We start from the raw sequence: 19,231 nt of genomic DNA, 5'->3' as shown, positions 1-19,231 counted from the left end.
GAACGTGCCGTCACCGGCCGAAGGTGTCGATGCCGGAGACCAGCCAGCGGCCGTCATGGAGCACGAGGTCGACTGCGAGCATCGCGCCCGCGTAGCTCGCGGCGTCCTTCGCCTTCGCTGCGGTGCTCGTACTGCTCTGGTCGGCGAAGACGAGGACGCGGGCACGGTTGCCGTCGATGCGCTCGACGGCGCTGTCCGTGACGGTGGTGGTCACGACCGTCTTCTGCTTCTCCGCCTGCGCGAGCACGGGGGCAAGCAACTTGCGGTGCTGTTCGACGGCCTTGCCGGTGAGGAGGGTGGCGACGGATTTCTCCTCGGCCCCCGGGTTGGCGTGGTCGTACGAGAACAGGGCGTTCACCGCCTCGGCCGCCTGCCCCTTGACCTCGCTGGTGCGGGCCGGGTCGGTGAGCGCGGTGTTGCGGTTCGCCTCGTCGTCGCGCAGCCCGCGCGCCTCGGCGTACGCCCAGCCGGCGAAGGCACCGAGGAGGAGGGTGAGAGCGCACAGGACGAGGAGCAGGGGGGCGGGCCGACGGGGTGGGTGGGTGGTGGTGCGCTGGGGGCGGGGGCGGCGCGGGGAGTCCGCCGCCGTGACTTTCGGGCGGGGGCGGGGCCTGGCGAGCGGGATCACGTTCTTCGGAGCCGGGGCTGCCTTCGGGGCGACGGTGGCCGTGGTGATCGCATCGACCCCGGTCCGCACGGGCGTCGACGCCGGGGAGGCGGACCGGCCCCGTTCCGGCCGGGACGGTTTCGCCGCCAGGCGGCGCTGGCGGTTGAGGTGGTGGCGCGTGGTCGACATCTGTTGGGCCTCTCCCCTGGTCAGTCCGTCGTCGCGGTGTCGCCGACCTGTGCCTGGCCGAGGGCGCTGAGCTTCCAGTGGCCGCCGGTCCGGATGAGTTCGCCGAGCATGCGGCTGTCCTTGTCGGTCGCCTTCTGGCCGGAGGCCCGGACGGTGACACGCAGAGCGACCATCACGCGGGCTCGGCCCGCCCGTTGGTCGAGCTCGGTCACCGCCCCGGACAGCACCTTGGCCGTGCTGACGGTCTTCGCGCTCTTCACCTGTGCGGCGAACGCGTCGCGACCCTTCACCAGTTGGCTGTGCAGATCACCGGTGGTCGAGGACTCCCACAGGTCGAGTCCGCTGCCGAGACGGCGATGGTCCAGCGTGTTGAGGTTCTGCACGGCCTGCTCACCCGCCTCCAGGACGTCGTCGCGGGAGGCGGCGTACGCGGCGGAGTCGTCGTGCGCCGCCTCGTACCAGGACCAGCCGGCCCATGCGGCGACACCGCCCGCGACGAGGGCGAGGGCGAGCGCCGAGGCGAGCAGGGGCTGGGTGAACCGGGTCATGCGCGGTCCCTTCTTCGGGCCGGGGGAGGCGGCTCAACGGGCCTTGATGTCGACGATCAGCCATATGTCGCCCCGCAGCCGGGCCGTCACGGAGAGCTGGGCCGCGGACGTCGAGGGCTTGCCCCCGCCGCGCCGGGCAGTCTGGTCGAGGAAGACGAGCAGATGCGCGGTGTCCCCGCGCAGGCTGACGGTGCCGATCCGCACGGCCTGCGTGGTGAGGGTGACACGTTGGGTGCGGACGTTGTCCTTGACCTGGGCGAAGAGCTGCTCGTACTGGTGCGCGGCGCGGCCAGAGAGCACTTCACGCGCGGAGCGTTCGGTGGCATCGGTGCCGCCGGGCGCGTACGAGAAGACCTTGGCGAGCGCACTGCCGACGTCCCCGCCGACCCGGGTGGTCGCCTCGACGTCGGTGAGCGCGCGGTTGGCCGCGGCGGGCGTGCTTCTCAACTCGTCAGCCTGGTAAAGGAATACGCCGCCGACGAGGGCGAGCAGGACAGAGGCGACGGTGGTGCCGAGGAGGAGCCGACGGCGGGGCCGGACGGCGGGCTGCCGGGCGTCGGTACTGGTCTCCGCGTCGGCGTCGACATTGGTTCCCGCAGCGGCGTCGGTACTGGTCTCCCCGTCGGCGTCGACATTGGTTCCCGCAGCGGCGTCGGGCGCCGGGGCAGGATCACGGTCCGTCGACGCAGGCCCACTCTCAGCCGAGAACTCCGGCTCGGCGTCCGGCAGTTCATCTCCCTCCGTCTCTACCCGCACCACGCGTCCGATCCCCTCCCACATCATCCGGACACCTCCGTCACCGGTACCGCGTTCAGCGCCTTCACCTGCCAGGTGCCGTGTGAGGAGCGCGCGAGGAGTGCCTCCAGGCGTTTGCGTTCCACCGACGGGGACTCGGCGTTCTTCGGCGTGGTCTCCACCCGGACCGTGGCGATGAGCTTCGCGGTGCCCGCGCGGTCGTCGAGCGCCGTGATCGCCGCGTCCGTGACCACGCCCCGCGAGGACGCCCCGGCGGCCGGTGACAAACGGCCGAGCTGTGTACGGAGCGGACCCGTAGTGACCGTCTTCCAGGTGGTGATGCCCGAGCGGGCGCGCGTCTTGGTCGACGCGTCCAGGGTCGTGAGCGTCACGACGGCCGCGCGCCCGTCGGCCAGGGCCGCGTCGCGCGAGCGGGCGTATGCGAGATCGTCGTCACCCCGTGCCTGTGCGTACGACCAGGCGCCCGTCCCGCACAGCGCGAGTGCCGTGGCGAGCCCCGCCCCCGCGAGGACTCGTCGCGGGCCGCGCCCCCACGCCCTCACGCGCTGCTCCCGGGCGGGAGGGCGAGCAGATCCGCCATGCCCGGTGACGTCCGGTCCGCGGCGCCGTCCACCGAGGGCAGGGACAGGGCCCCGGGCCGGGCCGGCGTCGGGACGCCTCCGCCGTCCGGCGCGTTCGCCGAGCCGCGTACGCCGATCCCGCTCGATGGGGGTGACGTGCAGCGCGCGCCCTTGTTGAGCGCCGGCGCCGTACTCAGATCCGTGCCGAGGCGGTAGCGCGTACCGGAGTAACCGGCCGTGCAGGGCAGGGGTTTGAAGAAAGTGACCGCCATGCCGAGGTTGACCTTCTTTCCGTCGACGGCCGATGCTCCCGCCGCGACGGCCGCGGGCAGCTTCACGAGGAGTTCCTCAGTGCCGTGCTGCCGGGTGACGGCGACCTCCGAGGTGGTGAGGAGGTTGGCCAGGACGACGCCGATGTCCGGGTCCAGGTCGCGTAGGAGTGCGCTGAGCTGGGTGGCGGCCTCCGGCGCGGCCATGATGAGGCGGCGCAGGTCGGCGTCGGAGCCCTTGAGCGTGGCCGCGAGGTCCTTCGCGCCGGACGCGAAGTCCCTTATAGCCCGGCCCTCTTCGGCCTGGGTGCGCAGCACGACCTCGCCGTCGGCCATGAGTTTCGTGGTCTGCGGCAGGGCGCGGTCGGCGGCCTGGACGAAGTCGGAGCCGTTGTCCATGAGGATCTGGAGGTCGTCGCCGCGTCCTTCGAAGGCCTTGCCGAACTCGTCGACGACGGTGCGCAGCGAGTCGAGCGGCACGGATGTCGTCAGATCGTCCACGCTCGACAGGACGTCCGTCACCGGACGCGGCACGCTCGTCGCGACCGGGGCGATGCGGGCCCCGTCCGCGAGATAGGGGCCGTCCGTACGGCCGGGGCGCAGGTCGATGTACTGCTCGCCGACGGCGGACAGGCTCGCTACGACCGCCCTGGCGTCGTCGGGGATGCGGGGCGCGGACTTCTTGATGCGCAGTTCGGCCTGCACCCCGTCGGAGGTGAGCCCGATCGGTCCGACCCGGCCCACCGACACACCCCGGTAGGTGACGTCAGAATGCGTGAACAGTCCTCCTGTGCGCGGGAGTTGGACCTTCACTGTGTAATAGTCGGCGGCTCCGACGTAGCGGCCCAGATCGGCGTATCGGATGCCCAGGTAGCCGAGGACCAGGACGGCGACGACGAGGAACGCGAGGTTCTTGAGGCGGACCGCGAGGGTGATCACCGGGCACCGCCCCCCGGCGTCACGGAGGGCAGCGGCAGCGGCGACTTCCGCGCGGAGGAGGACTGCGCCGTCTTCGACGGGGACAAAGACGGGGACGGGTCGGCCTCGGTCAACGGTGGGATCAGCTGGGTGCCCGGCACGGCCGTCACGTCCAGATACGCGTTGAGGTAGTCGCCCTTGACGCCGCGCAGCACCTCGTCCGTGAACGGATAGGTGAGCAGGACCTGAAGGGAGTCCGGCAGGTCCTTGCCGGCGTCGGCCAGCGCCTTGAGGGTGGGTGCGATGGCCTTGAGGTCGGCGACCATGTCGGCCTGGCCCGCGTCGATGGTGTCGACGGCGACTCCCTTGAGCCGGTCGAGGGAGCGCAGCATGGTCACCAGTGAACCCCGTTGTTTCTCCAGGGTCTTGAGCCCGGGTGAGAGCCTCGTCAGCACGGTCCCGACGTCCTCCTTACGGTGCGCGAGTGTCGCCGACAGCTGGTTGACGCCGTCGAGCGCCGCGGTGATGTCGCCGCGGTGGTCGTCGAGGTTCGTGACGAGGGTGTTGACGCGGCGCAGCGTCGAGCGGACTTCCGGTTCCCGGCCGCCGAGCGCCGAGTTGAGCTCGGTGGTGATGGTCTTGAGCTGGCTGACACCGCCACCGTTGAGGAGCAGCGACAGGGCGCCGAAGACCTCCTCGACCTCGGTGTTGCGGCCGGTGCGTGACAGGGGGATGCGGTCGCCGCCGTGCAGGGACCCGGTGCCGTTCCTCGGCGCGACGAGCTGCACGTACTTCTCGCCGAGCAGGCTGGACTGTTCCAGGCGGGCGCTGGTGCCGGCGGGCAGCTCGACGTCGCCGTTGATGCGCAGGGTGACGCGCGCGGCCCAGCTGCCGCCGCTCGCCAGGCGGATGTCGGTGACGCGCCCCACGGCGACGTCGTTCACCTTGACCGCGGACTGCGGGACGAGGCTGAGCACGTCCTTCATGTCGGCGGTGATCGTGTAGGGATGGGGGCCGAGGTCGGCACCGCCGGGCAGCGGCAGGTCCTCGATCCCGCCGAAGGACGGGGTGGGGACGGATATCACGCCGAGGGTCAGGCAGAAGGCGACCACGACCGACAGGACGCAGCCGATCCCGGCGCCGGTGGCCGCCTTCCGGCGACGGACTGCGGTCACCGGTCACCGCCTACGACGGGCAGCGGCAGCAGGGGCCCGCCCATGCTCAGCTCGTTCAGGTTCGCGCGCCCGTCGAGGGTGCGGGTGCGCGGGTTGTACGCGTTCACCACGTTCCCTGCGGCCAGTGGCGCGACGTCGAGGGCCTCGGCGAGCGACGCGCGCTGGTCGACGAGCGTCTGGGTGATCGGCACGAGCCGCTCGACGTTCTTCTTCAGCTCGCCCCGGTTGTCCTTGATGAACGCCTTCACCTGGCCGAGTGCCTTGCCGAGTTCCCTGAGCGCGGCGGCGAGGTCGTCCTTGTTGTCGGCGAAGTAGTTCGTGACGTCGTCGAGGTTCTCCTGTGCGGTGCGCACGCCGCCGTCCTTCTCCTTCAGCATCGTGGTGAACGTCTGGAGTTGGCTGAGCGTCGTGAACAGGTCGTCGCTGCTGCCGTTGAGCGTCTTGGCGGCCTTGCCGAACTGTTCGATGCTGTCACCCATCGCCGCCCCGTTGCCCTTGAGGTTCTTGGCGCCGGTGTCGAGCAGTCCGGAAAGGGCGCCCTGGGCGTTCGCGCCGCCGGGGCCGAGCGCCTTGCTCAGCTCGGTGACGCTGTCGTAGAGCTGGTCGATCTCGACGGGGGTGCGGTTGCGGGACGCGGGCAGCTTCGCGCCGTCACGCAGCGCGGGGCCCGTGGTGTAGGCGGGCGTGAGCTGCACGTACCGGTCGGCGACGACGCTGGGCGCGACCGCCACGGCCCGTGCCCCGGCCGGCACCTTCACTCCGTCGTCGATGTCGAGTGTGACCCGCACCTGGGTACCCTCGGGATCCACGGAGGCGACCCGTCCGACGTGTACGCCCAGGATCCGCAGGTCGGAGCCGGCGTAGATGCCGACGGCCCGCTCGAAGTAGGCGGTGATCCGGGTGCCGCCCGGCCCCGTGGCCCGTACGCCGACGATCCCGGCGGCCAGGAGCACGGCGAGCGCGAGTGTCCCGACGAGCAGTCTGCGGCGCGTACTCATTACTGGCCACCACCCTTGACGTCGTACTTTCCGTTCTTCGGCGGCATGCAGGAGGTCGCCGGCAGGGAGTCCTCAGGCAGGTAGTTGCGCGGCACGACGCCACACAGATAGCTGTCGAACCAGCGGCCGTCGCCGAGGGTGTTGCCGACGAGCCGGTAGTAGGGGCCGACGAGGGCGAGGGTCTTGTCGAGCTTGCCCTGGTTCTTCGCCAGGACGTCCGTCACCCGGCCGAGGGCCTTCAGGGTCGGTCCGAGCTGTTTCTCGTTGTCGGTGACGAGTCCGCCGAGTTCCTTGCCGAGCGCCGAGCTGCCGCTGAGCAGCGCCTTGATGGCGGCCCGCCGTTTGCGCAGCTCGCCGAGCAGGGAGCCGCCGTCGTCGATGAGCGTCTCGAAGCTGGACTTCTTCGTCTTGAGTGTTTTCGTCAACTTCTTGCTGCCCGCGAGGAGTTTGGCGAGCTGCGTATCCCTGGACGACACGGTCCTGGACAGTGCGGACAGGCCCTTGACCGCCGCCCGCACATCGGGCGGCGAGTCCTTGAACGTGTCGGAGATCGTCTCGAAGCTCGCGGCGAGCTGCTTCGTGTCGATCTCGTCGATGGTGCCGCTGAGGTCCTGGAATGCCTGCGTGACGTCGTACGGGGATGTGGTGCGGGAGAGCGGGATGCGGGAGCCCGGGTCCTGGCGGGCCGAGCCGACCGGGTCGAGGGCGACGTACTTCTCGCCGAGCAGGGTCTTGATGGCGATGGCGGCGGTGGTGCGGTCGCCGATCCAGGTGGCCCTGTCCTGGATGTCGAAGGTGACCTTCACCTTGTTCCCGTCGAGGGCGACGCCTGTGACCTCGCCGACCTTGACCCCCGCGATACGCACCTCGTCGCCGTCGCCGAGGCCGGCGGCCTCGCTGAAGTCGGCGGAGTAGACGGTGCCGCCGCCGATGACGGGCAGGCTGCTCGCGTTGAACGCGGCGAGCACGAGGAGGGCGAGCACCAGGAGGCCGACGACGGCCACGGCGACGGGGTTGCGCTCCTGGATCGGTTTCACCGAGAGCCTTCTGACCTTCACTGGCATCCGCATCACTGGCACCTCGCAGCGGTGACGGCGATGCCGGTGGGCGGCTTCGATCCGTCGGACATGGTCAGGCCGCCGACCCTTGCCTCGCAGAGGTACAGGTTGAACCAGGAGCCGTACGACGACAGGCGTGACAGGGCGGTCAGCTTGGCGGGGGTCTTGTCGAGGAAGTTCTCGATCTGCGGAATACCGTCCCCGAGCGAGGTGGAGAGGCGTCCCAGCTGGTGGATGTCGCCCTTCAGCGGCGCCCGCGCGTCCTGCAGGAACCCGGCGGTGACGGTCGTCAGGTCGCCCATCGCCTCGATGGCGTGGCCGAGCGGTTTGCGGTCGTCGTTGAAGCCGGAGACGAGCTCCTGGAGCGTGGTGACGAGGTCGTCGAATTGGTCCTCGCGGTCGTTGATCGTGGTCAGGACGTCGGTGAGGTTCCCGACGACCTCTCCGATCACCTTGTCCTTGGCGGCGACGGTCGACGACAGCGAGCCGACGTGCTCGATGAGACTGTCGACGGTGCCGCCCTCGCCCTGGAGTACCTTCACGATGGACCCGGCGAGCTCGTTCACGTCCTTCGGGGACAGGCCCTCGAACAGCGGCTTGAACCCGTTGAACAGGAGCGTGAGGTCGAGGGCGGGAGTGGTGCGGGTGAGCGGGATCGTGCCGCCGGGGCCGAGGTCGCCGGACGTGGCGCCGGTGCCGCGGCCCAGGGCGACGTAGCGCTGGCCGACCATGTTGAGGTACTTCACGGCGGCGGTCGTGGTACGCGGCAGGGGCCGGCCCTTCTCGACGGTGAAGGTGACCTGGGCGGTGCGCCGGTCGACGACGCGCACGTCCGTCACCTCCCCGACCTTCACCCCGGAGATCCGTACGCCGTCCCCGTCGATGAGGCCGGTGACATCGGTGAACAGGGCCTTGTAGGTGACGGTGTCGGTGCCGACGCCCGTGTTGGCGATGGAGAAGCCGAGCACGGTGGTGGCAAGGGCGGTGACAACGACGAAGACGAGCGACTTGACCAGCGGCCCGGCGAGGGACCGCCGCTTCATGTGCGCGAACTCCTCTGCGGCTGCGTTCACTTGAGCTTCACCTCCGCCCCCCGGTACACGGGCCCGGCGAGCAGACTCGACCAGTCGGGCAGGTCGTCGGGCGAGGTCTTGGCGCCCGGTGCGATGAGCTCGTTCACCAGGTCGTTCTCCTGCGGCGAGTTGGCGGGCCCGAGGTCCTGCTCGGCGGAGGCGGTGGCGGTGACGGGCGCCCTGGCGGTCCCGGCGCCGAGATACGGCACCGGGTAGCAGTGCGGACCGCCGCCGGAGGTGTACGCGGGGGTGTCCCGCCCGGCGGCGTACCCGCCGCGCGAGGGAACGGTGGTGAGGTCCACATGGATGCCGTGCCGGTCCGTGCCCTTGCCGAGGACCTTGTCCATGCGCGGCACGAAGTCGGCGAGGGTCCGCAGCGTGCACGGGAAGGACGGCGCGTACTCGGCGAGCAGCTGGAGTGTGGGACGGGAGGTGGCGGAGAGCCGGATGATGTTGTGCTGGTTGGCACGCAGGAAGGCGTCGAGGTCCTCGGCGGTCCGGGTCGTGGCCCCGTAGGTGCCGGCGAGTTCGCTCTCCTTCTCGGCGATCGTGCCGCTGGTGGTGGTGAAGTCGGTGAGCGCGTCGATGATGCCGGGCGCGGCATCGGCGTACACGTGGGAGACCTTCACGAGCTGCTTCAGATCTTCGTTCAAGGTAGGCAGGTTCGGATTGAACTTCCGCAGGTGCGCGTCGAGTTGGGTGAGCGTGTCGCCGATGCGGTCGCCTCGCCCCTGCAGCGCCTGGGAGACGGCGGAAAGGGTCGCGGACAGCTTCTGCGGCTGTACGGCGGTGAGCATCGGCAGGACGTCGTCGAGCACCTGCTGCAGCTCGATGGCGTTGGCGGACCGGTCCTGCGGGATGACGGCCCCGGCCGGCAGCGTCCGGGTGCTGGGGCTTGAGGGCGGTACGAGGGCGACGTAGCGCTCGCCGAACAGCGTGGTCGGCAGCATCTGGGCGCGGACGTCGTCGGGGATGTGGTCCAGGGCGCCGGGTTCGAGCGCGAGGGTGAGGCGGGCGCCGTCGGCGGTGGCGTCGATCCCGCGGACCTCGCCGAGCACGACGCCCCGCAACTTGACCTCGGCGCCGAGATGCATCTCGTTGCCCACGTTCCCGGTCTCGACGACGACCGGGTCTGAGTTGGTGAAGTCCTTGTTGTAGACGGCGACGGCGAGCCAGATGAGCAGCGCCGGCACGATCAGGAAGACGACACCCGCGAGTCTGCGGCGCAGGGTCCTCATGTCAGCCCGCCACCTTCACCGTCGTGGTCGCGCCCCACAGGGCGAGCGACAGGAAGAAGTCGGTGACGGAGATCAGGACGATGGCGTTGCGCACGGACCGTCCCACGGCGACGCCGACACCGGCGGGCCCGCCACTGGCGCGGAAGCCGTAGTAGCAGTGGGCGACGATGACCATGACGCTGAAGATCAGCACTTTCAGGACGGACAGCAGGACGTCCGTCGGCGAGAGGAAGAGATTGAAGTAGTGGTCGTACGTGCCCTGCGACTGGCCGTTGAAGACGACCGTGACCAGGCGCGAGGCGAAGTAGGAGGAGAGCAGCCCGACGGCGTAGAGCGGCACGATGGCGACGACGCCGGCGATGATGCGGGTGGTGACGAGATACGGCAGGGACCGCACACCCATCCCTTCGAGCGCGTCGACCTCCTCGTTGATCCGCATGGCGCCGAGCTGCGCGGTGAACCCGGCGCCGACGGTCGCCGACAGCGCGAGACCCGCCACGAGCGGGGCGATTTCGCGGGTGTTGAAGTACGCGGACACGAACCCGGTGAACGCGGCGGTGCCGATCTGGTCCAGGGCGGCGTAACCCTGGAGTCCGACGACGGTGCCCGTGGCGGCGGTCATCGCGATCATCACGCCGATGGTGCCGCCGATGACGCCGAGCCCGCCGGACCCGAACGCGACCTCGGCGAGAAGACGCTGCACCTCCTTCGTGTAGCGGCGCAGAGTGCGCGGGGCCCACGCCAACGCCCGTATGTAGAAGATGAGTTGATCGCCGGAGCGATCGAGCCATGCCAGTGGGGAGGCCATGGGGCGGCTCAGCCTCCCTTCGGCGGAACGACCTGGAGGTAGATCCCCGTCATCACCATGTTCACGAAGAAGAGCAGGATGAAGGTGATGACGACGGACTGGTTGACGGCGTCCCCGACGCCCTTCGGCCCGCCGCGCGGGTTGAGCCCGCGGTAGGCGGCCACGATCCCGGCGATGAACCCGAAGATGAGGGCTTTCAGCTCGCTGATGTAGAGGTCGGGGAGCTGGGCGAGCGCGCTGAAGCTCTGCAGATACGCGCCCGGGGTCCCGTGCTGCATGACCACGTTGAAGAAGTAACCGCCCAGCGTGCCGACGACGGACACCATGCCGTTGAGCAGCAGCGCGACGGACATGGTGGCCAGCACCCGGGGCACCACGAGCCGCTGCACGGGTGAGACGCCCATGACGGTCATGGCATCCAGTTCCTCGCGGATCTTGCGCGACCCGAGGTCGGCGCAGATGGCGGAGCCGCCCGCCCCCGCGATGAGCAGCGCCACGATGAGAGGGCTGGCCTGCTGGATGACGGCGAGCACGCTGGCCCCGCCGGTGAAGGACTGAGCACCCAACTGCTGGGTGAGCGAGCCGACTTGGAGGGCGATGACCGCACCGAACGGGATGGAGACGAGGGCGGCGGGCAGGATGGTGACGCTGGCGATGAACCAGAACTGCTCGACGAACTCCCGGAACTGGAACGGCCGCCGGAACACGGCCCGCGCCACTTCGGCCCCGAGGACGAACAGCTTGCCGGTCTGCCTGAGCGGCCCGAGCAGCGGATTGGCCTGCGCCCCGTAGGGGCGCGGGGAACTGCGCGCCCGACCACGACGATGCCGCACCCGGGACTCACCCTTCTCCGGCAGACGAGTCTCCGTGCTCATACAGCACCCCCGGCCCGGGGCAACACGGCAGTCGGCTCCAGCGCCTCGCGGCCGTACGCGGCCCGGATCGCGTCCCGCGCCGACTCCGGCAAGGAGTCGAGCAGCCCGAGCACCCGCTCCCGGCGCCGCGCGACAGCACCTCGCGCCCCGAGTCCGGGTGACGGCTCAAGTTGCGGCACGATCTCGCGCGGCGAAACGGTGGCCACACCCCCGTTCCGCTCGGCCTCGGCGGCCAGCGTCGCCGCGTCCTTCTCCTCCGACATCCCGATCGGCCCGGCCTTGCTGGCGGTGAGGAACTGCGCGACGACCGGTTCCTCACTGGTGAGGAGCACCTCGCGCGGCCCGAACGTCACGAGGTTGCGCCGGAAGAGCATCCCCATGTTGTCGGGCACGGTCGCGGCGATGTCGAGGTTGTGGGTGACGATGAGCATGGTCGCGTCGGTCGTCGTGTTCAGGTCGATGAGCAACTGCGAGATAAAGGCGGTCCGTACGGGGTCGAGCCCGGAGTCGGGTTCGTCGCAGAGGATGATCTGCGGATCGAGCACGAGGGCTCGCGCCAGCCCGGCCCGCTTCCGCATACCGCCGCTGATCTCCCCCGGCAGCTTCCCCTCCGAGCCCACCAACCCGACGGCGTCGATGCGCTCCATGACGATCCGCCGGATCTCCGGCTCCTTCTTCCTCGTGTGCTCGCGCAGCGGGAAGGCGATGTTGTCGAAGAGGTTCATCGACCCGAACAGGGCGCCGTCCTGGAACATCAGCCCGAACAGCTTCCGGGCCTCCATCACATCCCGCTCGGGACTGCGCACCATGTCGACACCGTCGACCATCACCCGCCCCCGCTCGGGCTTGAGCAGCCCGATCAGGGACTTGAGGAAGACGGTCTTGCCGGTGCCGGACGGCCCGAGCATCACGCTGACCTCGCCGGCGGGCAGAGTGAGGCTGACGTCCTGCCAGATGTTCTGCTTACCGAAGGACTTGGTCAGGCCCTCGACCTTCACTTCGATTCCCATGTCACCTCCAGCAAGCACTCGTTGCTCATGTGCACCGGGAGGCGCACGCTAAGTCGGCCGATACCGCCGGGACAAGCAGTACGACAGCTAATTCCGCACCGCGGTGAGTAATTTGCCAGCGGGTGACAAAGTGGCGGCACAGCCTTGTTTCCAAGTGAGCAGAACCTGTGGGGGAGGCCACGGATTTGACGTTACGGCCGAGTAACCTAACCCGGCAATAGCGGTTCACGAAGTTTCCACGGGACCTCGAACACCCCTATCGTTCTTGTCAGTTCCCCACGAATCGGGTCGGCTGTTTTGTTCGTGGGTTATGAAAAAGGCCAGGGGCGGGGTTACTTCACGGCCGCATGCCAGTACTGCGACAGCAGTGCTCCCTCGTCGGGTGCCACGCTCCTCGGGTCGGCGAACACCGCGACGTGCGTGGACGCGCTCTTCAGCACGACGTTGTTCTTGCCGGAGGCCGCGGGGAGCCCGGACTTCAGGTTGACCGCGAAGTCGAGGGTGCCGAGCAGGCCGCAGCCGTTGGCCCCGGGGACGGTGTACGTCACGTCGCCCTGGTCGGCGTCGTCCGCGTTGATACGCCCGAGGACACCCGTCGGGTTGACCGTGCCGTCCGGGTCGAACCGGCCCTGGGAGACGGCCGGCGCGGTCACGTTCTGCGGGCGCAGCACGATCGGGTCGGACGCGGAGCCGATGTAGCAGGAGTCGCCGAGGAACGGGTTGTCCAGCTTGATGCGGACCGGGAGCGTGATGATCGGCTTGCCCTGCTGGACGCCGTTGAGCAGCTGGAAGTCGGTCGGAGTGTTCACCGATTCGACGGTGGCGGTCACCCGGTTAAGGGTGTTGTCGGTCAGCTGCTTGCAGATGTCACTCACCAGCGGAATGTCGCTCGGGCACATCAACCCGAGTAGCCCGCCGGGCAGTTCGGCCGGGTCCGCGACGAGGGCGCCGCCCGGGGGGCGAGACGACCGTGGAGATGCCGCCGGGGTGCGTGACGACGCCGGCCTGGAGGTCGGTGCGGCCCGTCGGGACCTGCGAGTTGCCCAGCTTGATGGAGCCGCTCGCCGAGCTGGAGGCGATACAGATCGCCACGTCGGTCTGGCCGTCGGCGGCGAGCATGGCGGGGTTGTCGACGGGGCACCGGGTGAACGGGGCCCAGGCGCCGCCCAGTTCGGTGGCAGCCGACGACGGCGCCACGGCGGCGAGCGTGGCCAGAGCTGTCACGGCGAGCACCGCCGCCGGTCTGCGGATACGCATGGTGAATTCCCTTCGCGAAGGTCGAAAGTGCGCGGGGAGAAGACGTCGGGCTGTTGGGACGTTACTGACCGGAAACCCTCTGCGGCAATGGGCTCGTTGACGGGAATTCAGCTACTCGCGCGTTTGTCGCACGCTGAGCAGTACCCGGACCGAAATGCTCACCGAGTGAGCATATTCGCGCCCGCCGCTCGAAGTCCTCATCCGGCGACAAGAAGCGGCGACCCGATTGAGCAACGGCCGACAAGAAACGCAGCGAATACTCTCACCAGCAAGGAATCTCACACCACTCCATTGCGGGCCGCGGTTACTTGCTCGTAACGTCCCTTCCTAGGCGACGGACAGCCGCTCCTTCACATCGGCTACGTCCGCAGGGAGTTGAGCCGTAGCCCGCCCTGGTCCCCGCCGGGCGGCGCATTCCATCTCGTACGCCACCCCATCCCTTGGAGGGATTCATCGTGCGCAGAATCGCCCGCAACACCGCTCTCGCCGTTGCCGCCGCAGGCGCGGCCCTCGGACTGTCCGTCACCCAGGCCTCGGCCGGGGCGCTGGCCACGTTCACCGTCTCCGGCGGCACCTCCTACACGGCCCACGCGGTCAACCCCACCCTGTCCGTGCCGGCCACCACGCTCACGTGTGACTCGTCGGACGCCTCGGGCACCCTCAAGAACGGCTCCGGGCTCGACGGTGCCGGCATCGGAACGGTCGACAACATCTCCTTCACCAACTGCCAGGTGGGCGGCATCCCCTTCAGCGTGACGCCCAGCAACCTGCCGTGGGCGATCAACCTCGACAGCATGAACGGCACCGACGAGGCCGACGGCACCATCAGCGGGATCAAGGCCAGCATCAGCGGCATCGGCTGCTCCGCGACATTCTCCGGCAGTGTGACAGGGCACTACACGAACAGCACCCACACCCTGCACGTCACTGGCGGCGGCACCCTGGCGGCGGAGGCCGGCGCCAGCTGCCTCGGCCTGATCAACGCGGGTGACCCCGCGGACTTCATCGGCGACTACGTCCTGGACCAGACCCCGGTCGTCTCCTCCCCGTGACGTCCTGAGCTCGTCCCCAGGCAGCCCGCCGCCGGTCGATCACCGGCGGCGGGCCCGACCGCGTTCGGCGCCCACCAGTGGAGGTCAGCAGATGAGAGTGCCAGTCAGGTCACGTGTGGGGCGTCCGCTGCGGCTTGCGCCGGTCGCCTCCGTCGTACTGGCCGCGGGCCTGCTGTCCGGGCCGGGATCGCACGCGGACGCGGGGCAGCCCACCGCCGAGATCGCCTACGACTGTGCGGTGCCCGCCCCGCCCGCCGACGGGGCGGCCTCGGCCACCCCGGACGCGACCTCTTCGGGCACCACCGTGCACACGACGGCCCGCGTCGGCACCCAACTGCCCACCTCCGCCCGGCCCGGCCTGCCGATCCGGACCGGCTCCCTGACGCTGGGGACCACTTTGCCGTTCGCGGACCTCGCCGCGCTGCTTCCCTCGGGCACGGACGGACTGGCCAGCACGGCGACGCTCGGCGTCCGAGTACGCCAGGGCGACATGTCCGCCGACGCCACCTGGTCCGCGCAGGTGGCCAATGCCCCGACCCCGTCGCCCGGCAACACCCTGCACCTCGACCACACGGGGGAAGCCCCCACGATCACCGTGAGCGAACCGGGCGACGTTGACCTCTACGCCGCTGAACTGACTCTGAAACTCACCCCGTTGACGAAGGGTGTGCCGAGCACCGCGGCCTCGTTCACGCTCACCTGCGCCCCCGCGGACAAGGATCCGGCACGAACCCGTCTCGCCCATATCAGCGTGCCGGACGGCACCGGCCAGGACGGCGGACCCTCGCCGAGCACCTCCGGCGGCACCGGCACGCCACGCGAAGGCCTCACCGTCACCCCACAGGACAGCGGCACCACAGGCGCGGACACCTGCCCGCCACCGCCGCCCACCGGAGTCCCCGACCTCAGCCGGCTTCCGGAGCCTCTGCCCGGAACGGTGCTCCGCCCCCCGCTGTCCCTCCCGGGCGTTCCGGCATGCGCGTACGCGGTGGGCCTGAGCACCGTACGGAAACAGAACAGCTCCATGATCATCAACGACCCGGCGAAGGAACCGGGCCTGATGAACATCCGCGCGGCCATGCAGACGCAGTTCAGGGCGTCCGGGCCCTTCTACACGCGCATCGACAGCCTGGGCGAACTCGGCCTTCCCGACGCCGAGTCGACCTTCCTCTCCTTCGGCTTCACACCTGTCACTGCCAAGGTCTCGTTCAAGAACGAACCGATCACCATCTCCACCGGCACCATCGGCGTCTCCCCCAACGCGGTGAACTTCGCCGTCGCGACGTTCTTCCAGTCCTTGCGCGTCCACGACGTGAAGGTCAACGGCACCCCCCTGGACGTCGGCTCCAACTGCCACACGGAGCGCTACCGGGTGACGCTGCGCGGAGACTTCACCTCGACGACCGGCCGCTACCTCAACGTCCTGTCCGGGGGCATCCTCAAAGGAACGGTCGACATCCCCGCGTTCACCGGCTGCACGGCGAACGGCGAGAACGTCGACCACCTGCTCACGGCCGGAATCAGCGGCCCCGGCAACGCCATCATCATGAACCAGGCCGCGACCTGCATCCCCGGCCCTCCGAAGGCCCAGTGCCCGCCCGTCATCCCGCCCCTGCCCGGAGGCAAGACCTCCTGAGAAGGTTCACTTCCGGACAACCCTCTGCCAAGTGGTGTACGTCACACGCAAGTTGCTCTAGCTTCAGGAGTTCTCAAAGGTATGCACCTGACGGCCACCGCGAGGGCCACATGGGCCACCCCCATGGGCCCGTGCGGCACCCGTCCCCCACCGGGCGCCCGTACAGCGAGGACCGTGCCATGCCCCAGCACGTACAACCACCGGACGTGAACGAGCCGTTGGGCCCGCTGCCCCGGGAGTTCGCCGCCATCATGCGGCCCGAACTCCCGGGCCTCATCAAGGAGATCAGGGTCGAGGTGACCCGTGCCTATCCCGAGTACGCACACCTCCTGAACGGCCCGAACGCCACCGCCATCCGCCAGGGCGTGGAACTCGCCCTCTCCGCCTTCGTCGACCGCGTCGCCGACCCGGGCGCACCGTCCGACCTGCGCGACGAACTCCTCCGCAAGTTCGGCCGAGTCGAAGCCTACGAGGGCCGCGATCTGGAAACCCTCCAGGGCGCCTACCGCCTCGGTGCCCGCGTGGCGCTGCGCCGCACCAAGACCATCGGCCGCCGCTACGACCTCTCCCCGGCCCTCCTGCTCACCTTCGCCGACGCGCTCTTCGCGTACGTGGACGAGTTGGGAGCGCTCTCACGGGAGGGCTATCTGGAGGTGCAGGCGAGATCGGGGTTCGCTGGAGAAACCCTGCGAAGACGGTTGCTGCACCTCATCCTCGCGGGCACCCCGCTCGCTCACGCGACCGTCAACGAGCTCTGCGAGCAAGTCAGTTGGACACTTCCCACCGAGGTCACCCTGATCGCCCTGCGCGCCCCCGCCCCCGACCGCATCCAGGCGAGCCTCGATCCCGACATCCTCGCGGACCTCGGTGTCCCGCAGCCGCACGTGCTGATCCCTGGCCCGCTCACCCCCGAGCGCCGCGCCATGCTGGGGTCCGCCGCCTTCGACACCCCGCTCGCCATCGGCCTCACGGTACCGACCGAGCAAGCCGCGGATTCGCTGCGCTGGGCGCGCCGGCTCCTGCATCTCGTCGACGATGACATCGTTGCCGACGCGTCTTTACTCGACTGCGCGGACCACCTCGTGACGCTCTGGCTGCTCTCCGACCCGGCCCTGACCTCGCAGATCGCGGGCCGCGAACTCGCCCCGCTCGACCCCGTCTCCGGCAAGCGCCGGGCCCGCCTCGTGGAGACGCTGCACGCCTGGCTGACGACCCGCGGCACGGCGGAACAGGTCGGCGACTCCCTGGGCGTCCACGCCCAGACCGTCCGCTACCGCCTGCGCAACCTGGAGGCCCACTTCGGCCCCCAACTGGAGGACCCGGAGCGGCGGTTCGCCATGGAGGTGGCACTGCGGTCCCTGCACCTCCATGGCGGCGCGGCCGGTCAGGTCACGACGACGTCGAGCACGAGAGAGACGTGATCACCGACATTGATCCCACCCAGGCAGTTCGCCTGCGTGGCGGCCAGCGTCCCGCCACCGTCGAGCCTGAGTTCACGGGTGACCGTGTGACAGCTCGCCCCCGGCGGCGTCAACGTCGCGGTCCCCGCGCCCACTTGCCCCGATGCGGCGGCGGCCCCGCCCCCGGACATCGCGATCCACGACAACGCGATGACGAACGCCGCGACCAGCACGCCTGCTCTACGTATGCCGGGACGCTAGGGCCGTCCGGCGCCGACCCACAACGGGCCCACCCGAACTGTGCCGAACGGGACTAATTCCCATACGAGTTCATGCACCCGGCGACAAACCCACGGAACACGTCCGCCGAGAACGTGAGGCTCGGCCCGGCCGGGTTCTTGGAGTCACGGACGGCTACGGCGGCGCAGGGGGTTTCGGCGACCTCCACGCACTCGCCGCCCTGATCACCGCTGTACGAGGACTTGACCCAGCTGAGCGCTCCGAGCGGCGCGCACTCCACTCAGGAGCCGCCCGTGTCCGAGCTGTAGCTGGACTTACGCCACTGGATCCCCGCCATAGCGCTCCTCCACCACGCTCCGGATCAGCCTCGCTGAGTCCACAGGCGACAGTGCCGCCGCCTGCAAGTGAGCGTAACGGAGGGAACGTTCGCTGAAGGCGTCAGGGTTGGCGGTCGCATGGCCTGTCTCGTAGTCCTCGGTGTAGACGATCGTGGGGTCCTTCGAGAACCGGAACATGTCGAACGGGCCAGGGCTTCCAGCGTGCGCGCCGGCCGTGAACGGCAGCACCTGGATATTGACCCTGGGGGTTCGCCTCGAAATCCAACAGTCGCCCCAGTTGCACTCGCATCGCCGCGGCGCCGCCGACTTCGCGGTACAGCACCCCTTCGTCGAGGACGAGCCACAGCAGCGGGGGCCTCTCCTTCTGCAAGATGCGCTGCCTGCCCAACCGAGCTGCAACTCGCCGATCCAGGTCAGTTGGGTCCACGTACCCGAGCACCGCCCGCGCATAGGCCTCCGTCTGAACCAGGCCGTGCATCAGATGCGTGTGGAACGCCTCGATCTCCGTCGCCCGCGACTCCAGCTCGGCGATCTGCCGGAACCATGCCGGGAGTTCACTGCGCAGCACCAAGTCGATGAGCCGCGACAACGACCCGTCCGTACCCAGCGCCGCATCGCACCGCTCGCTGAACTCCGGCGTCGGCAACTTCCGCGCCGTCTCGATCTGGCCCACCAGGGATCCGGTGTAATTGACGATGTCCCCGAGCTGCTTCTGGGTCAGGCCGGCGGCCTCCCGGTGACGGCGCAGCTCATAGCCGTAATAGTCGAGCGGCGACGCGCTCGGATCGAGGACGTTGATGTGGACCACGCACAGCCCCCTCAACTCGGCCCACGCGTGGGCCAGCTGTATTCGCTCGATTGCACAGCGCAGTCAGGGCTCGTCACGCTCGTCCCATGAACGAGCAAACCGAGCAGCACGCGTACACGCTGCAACTCACCCTCGGCACCCACTCCGCCCGCCACGTACGCCGCATCGTCCGCGCTCTGTGCGAGGACTGGGCGGTCCCGGCGGACCTGGGCCACGACATGGCGCTCGGCGTCACGGAGCTGCTGTCCGACGTCGTACGCCGTGTGCCCGGCGCGCGAGCCGAGGTGCGGCTGCTCCACGACCCGGACACCGGGCACCTGCGGGCGGAGGTGAGCGACGAGGGGGCTGCACTCCCGCCGGAAGCACCGCACTCGGCCGACCCGTTCGCCGAGTCGGGCCGCGGCCTCGCCATCGTCTC

General features: G+C 69.6%; 18 protein-coding genes and 3 pseudogenes. 4 read left to right on the top strand and 17 right to left on the bottom strand.

Annotated features, from left to right (window positions below):
• Positions 1 to 10 precede the first annotated feature (10 nt).
• From ACZ67T_RS04595 to ACZ67T_RS04530, 14 genes and pseudogenes are all read right to left on the bottom strand, one after another.
• Positions 11 to 796, bottom strand: coding sequence for a hypothetical protein (locus ACZ67T_RS04595; protein WP_469981530.1), 786 nt, complete (start codon positions 794 to 796; stop codon positions 11 to 13).
• A 20-nt stretch (positions 797 to 816) separates the two neighbouring features.
• Positions 817 to 1,344 (bottom strand): nuclear transport factor 2 family protein, encoded by a 528-nt coding sequence (locus tag ACZ67T_RS04590; protein ID WP_469981529.1) that lies wholly within the window; start codon positions 1,342 to 1,344, stop codon positions 817 to 819.
• Positions 1,345 to 1,377: 33 nt separating this feature from the next.
• Positions 1,378 to 2,127, bottom strand: a complete 750-nt coding sequence (locus tag ACZ67T_RS04585; RefSeq protein WP_469981528.1) for a hypothetical protein — start codon at positions 2,125 to 2,127, stop codon at positions 1,378 to 1,380.
• Positions 2,124 to 2,642, bottom strand: coding sequence for a hypothetical protein (locus ACZ67T_RS04580; protein ID WP_469981527.1), 519 nt, complete (start codon positions 2,640 to 2,642; stop codon positions 2,124 to 2,126). Before ACZ67T_RS04580 ends, ACZ67T_RS04585 begins: the two co-directional genes overlap by 4 nt.
• Complete coding sequence (locus tag ACZ67T_RS04575; RefSeq protein ID WP_469981526.1) at positions 2,639 to 3,868, bottom strand: MlaD family protein; 1,230 nt, start codon at positions 3,866 to 3,868, stop codon at positions 2,639 to 2,641. The genes ACZ67T_RS04580 and ACZ67T_RS04575 overlap by 4 nt, the downstream gene beginning before the upstream one ends.
• Entirely contained in the window at positions 3,865 to 5,022 is a 1,158-nt protein-coding gene (locus ACZ67T_RS04570; RefSeq protein WP_469981525.1) for an MCE family protein, read from the bottom strand. The genes ACZ67T_RS04575 and ACZ67T_RS04570 overlap by 4 nt, the downstream gene beginning before the upstream one ends.
• Complete coding sequence (locus ACZ67T_RS04565) at positions 5,019 to 6,020, bottom strand: MCE family protein (RefSeq protein WP_469981524.1); 1,002 nt, start codon at positions 6,018 to 6,020, stop codon at positions 5,019 to 5,021. Before ACZ67T_RS04565 ends, ACZ67T_RS04570 begins: the two co-directional genes overlap by 4 nt.
• Entirely contained in the window at positions 6,020 to 7,084 is a 1,065-nt protein-coding gene (locus ACZ67T_RS04560; RefSeq protein WP_469982249.1) for an MCE family protein, read from the bottom strand. The genes ACZ67T_RS04565 and ACZ67T_RS04560 overlap by 1 nt, the downstream gene beginning before the upstream one ends.
• A gap of 5 nt (positions 7,085 to 7,089) precedes the next feature.
• Positions 7,090 to 8,121, bottom strand: a complete 1,032-nt coding sequence (locus tag ACZ67T_RS04555; RefSeq protein WP_469982247.1) for an MCE family protein — start codon at positions 8,119 to 8,121, stop codon at positions 7,090 to 7,092.
• Positions 8,122 to 8,147: 26 nt separating this feature from the next.
• Complete coding sequence (locus ACZ67T_RS04550) at positions 8,148 to 9,389, bottom strand: MCE family protein (protein ID WP_469981523.1); 1,242 nt, start codon at positions 9,387 to 9,389, stop codon at positions 8,148 to 8,150.
• Position 9,390: 1 nt separating this feature from the next.
• Complete coding sequence (locus tag ACZ67T_RS04545) at positions 9,391 to 10,197, bottom strand: MlaE family ABC transporter permease (protein ID WP_326775967.1); 807 nt, start codon at positions 10,195 to 10,197, stop codon at positions 9,391 to 9,393.
• A gap of 8 nt (positions 10,198 to 10,205) precedes the next feature.
• Positions 10,206 to 11,072 carry an MlaE family ABC transporter permease gene (locus tag ACZ67T_RS04540; RefSeq protein WP_469981522.1) on the bottom strand — a complete coding sequence of 289 codons (867 nt, stop codon included), beginning with the start codon at positions 11,070 to 11,072 and terminating at the stop codon, positions 10,206 to 10,208.
• A complete protein-coding gene (locus ACZ67T_RS04535; protein ID WP_469981521.1) occupies positions 11,069 to 12,082 on the bottom strand; it encodes an ABC transporter ATP-binding protein in 1,014 nt (337 codons plus the stop codon). Before ACZ67T_RS04535 ends, ACZ67T_RS04540 begins: the two co-directional genes overlap by 4 nt.
• A 332-nt stretch (positions 12,083 to 12,414) precedes the next feature.
• Positions 12,415 to 13,339, bottom strand: a pseudogene (locus ACZ67T_RS04530) (hypothetical protein).
• A 455-nt stretch (positions 13,340 to 13,794) separates the two neighbouring features.
• Between ACZ67T_RS04530 and ACZ67T_RS04525 the strand changes: the two are divergent.
• From ACZ67T_RS04525 to ACZ67T_RS04515, 3 genes are all read left to right on the top strand, one after another.
• Positions 13,795 to 14,391 carry a hypothetical protein gene (locus tag ACZ67T_RS04525; RefSeq protein ID WP_469981520.1) on the top strand — a complete coding sequence of 199 codons (597 nt, stop codon included), beginning with the start codon at positions 13,795 to 13,797 and terminating at the stop codon, positions 14,389 to 14,391.
• A 91-nt stretch (positions 14,392 to 14,482) separates the two neighbouring features.
• Positions 14,483 to 16,027, top strand: coding sequence for a DUF6801 domain-containing protein (locus tag ACZ67T_RS04520; RefSeq protein ID WP_469981519.1), 1,545 nt, complete (start codon positions 14,483 to 14,485; stop codon positions 16,025 to 16,027).
• Positions 16,028 to 16,206: 179 nt separating this feature from the next.
• Positions 16,207 to 17,448 carry a PucR-like N-terminal domain-containing protein gene (locus ACZ67T_RS04515; protein WP_469981518.1) on the top strand — a complete coding sequence of 414 codons (1,242 nt, stop codon included), beginning with the start codon at positions 16,207 to 16,209 and terminating at the stop codon, positions 17,446 to 17,448.
• On the opposite strand, the gene ACZ67T_RS04510 is transcribed toward ACZ67T_RS04515, so the two are convergent.
• From ACZ67T_RS04510 to ACZ67T_RS04500, 3 genes and pseudogenes are all read right to left on the bottom strand, one after another.
• Positions 17,412 to 17,660, bottom strand: a complete 249-nt coding sequence (locus ACZ67T_RS04510) for a hypothetical protein (protein WP_469981517.1) — start codon at positions 17,658 to 17,660, stop codon at positions 17,412 to 17,414. The two genes, ACZ67T_RS04515 and ACZ67T_RS04510, sit on opposite strands and share 37 nt — an antisense overlap.
• An 80-nt stretch (positions 17,661 to 17,740) precedes the next feature.
• Positions 17,741 to 17,947, bottom strand: coding sequence for a DUF397 domain-containing protein (locus tag ACZ67T_RS04505; RefSeq protein ID WP_469981516.1), 207 nt, complete (start codon positions 17,945 to 17,947; stop codon positions 17,741 to 17,743).
• Positions 17,948 to 17,981: 34 nt separating this feature from the next.
• A pseudogene (locus ACZ67T_RS04500) lies at positions 17,982 to 18,813 on the bottom strand (helix-turn-helix domain-containing protein).
• Positions 18,814 to 18,899: 86 nt separating this feature from the next.
• Here ACZ67T_RS04500 and ACZ67T_RS04495 point away from each other — a divergent pair.
• Positions 18,900 to 19,226: pseudogene (locus ACZ67T_RS04495) on the top strand (ATP-binding protein); the annotation flags it as partial.
• Positions 19,227 to 19,231: the final 5 nt, after the last annotated feature.

This window comes from Streptomyces sp. NPDC107517, from assembly GCF_055582645.1.
This window is presented reverse-complemented; position numbering and strand designations above follow the sequence as displayed.

Bases quoted from the DNA above. Each gene is read 5' to 3' on its own strand.
- ACZ67T_RS04595 (WP_469981530.1), bottom strand. From the start codon at position 796: ATGTCGACCACGCGCCACCACCTCAACCGCCAGCGCCGCCTGGCGGCG.
- ACZ67T_RS04590 (WP_469981529.1), bottom strand. From the start codon at position 1,344: ATGACCCGGTTCACCCAGCCCCTGCTCGCCTCGGCGCTCGCCCTCGCC.
- ACZ67T_RS04585 (WP_469981528.1), bottom strand. From the start codon at position 2,127: ATGATGTGGGAGGGGATCGGACGCGTGGTGCGGGTAGAGACGGAGGGA.
- ACZ67T_RS04565 (WP_469981524.1), bottom strand. From the start codon at position 6,020: ATGAGTACGCGCCGCAGACTGCTCGTCGGGACACTCGCGCTCGCCGTG.
- ACZ67T_RS04560 (WP_469982249.1), bottom strand. From the start codon at position 7,084: ATGCCAGTGAAGGTCAGAAGGCTCTCGGTGAAACCGATCCAGGAGCGC.
- ACZ67T_RS04555 (WP_469982247.1), bottom strand. From the start codon at position 8,121: ATGAAGCGGCGGTCCCTCGCCGGGCCGCTGGTCAAGTCGCTCGTCTTC.
- ACZ67T_RS04550 (WP_469981523.1), bottom strand. From the start codon at position 9,389: ATGAGGACCCTGCGCCGCAGACTCGCGGGTGTCGTCTTCCTGATCGTG.
- ACZ67T_RS04545 (WP_326775967.1), bottom strand. From the start codon at position 10,197: ATGGCCTCCCCACTGGCATGGCTCGATCGCTCCGGCGATCAACTCATC.
- ACZ67T_RS04540 (WP_469981522.1), bottom strand. From the start codon at position 11,072: ATGAGCACGGAGACTCGTCTGCCGGAGAAGGGTGAGTCCCGGGTGCGG.
- ACZ67T_RS04535 (WP_469981521.1), bottom strand. From the start codon at position 12,082: ATGGGAATCGAAGTGAAGGTCGAGGGCCTGACCAAGTCCTTCGGTAAG.
- ACZ67T_RS04520 (WP_469981519.1), top strand. From the start codon at position 14,483: ATGAGAGTGCCAGTCAGGTCACGTGTGGGGCGTCCGCTGCGGCTTGCG.
- ACZ67T_RS04515 (WP_469981518.1), top strand. From the start codon at position 16,207: ATGCCCCAGCACGTACAACCACCGGACGTGAACGAGCCGTTGGGCCCG.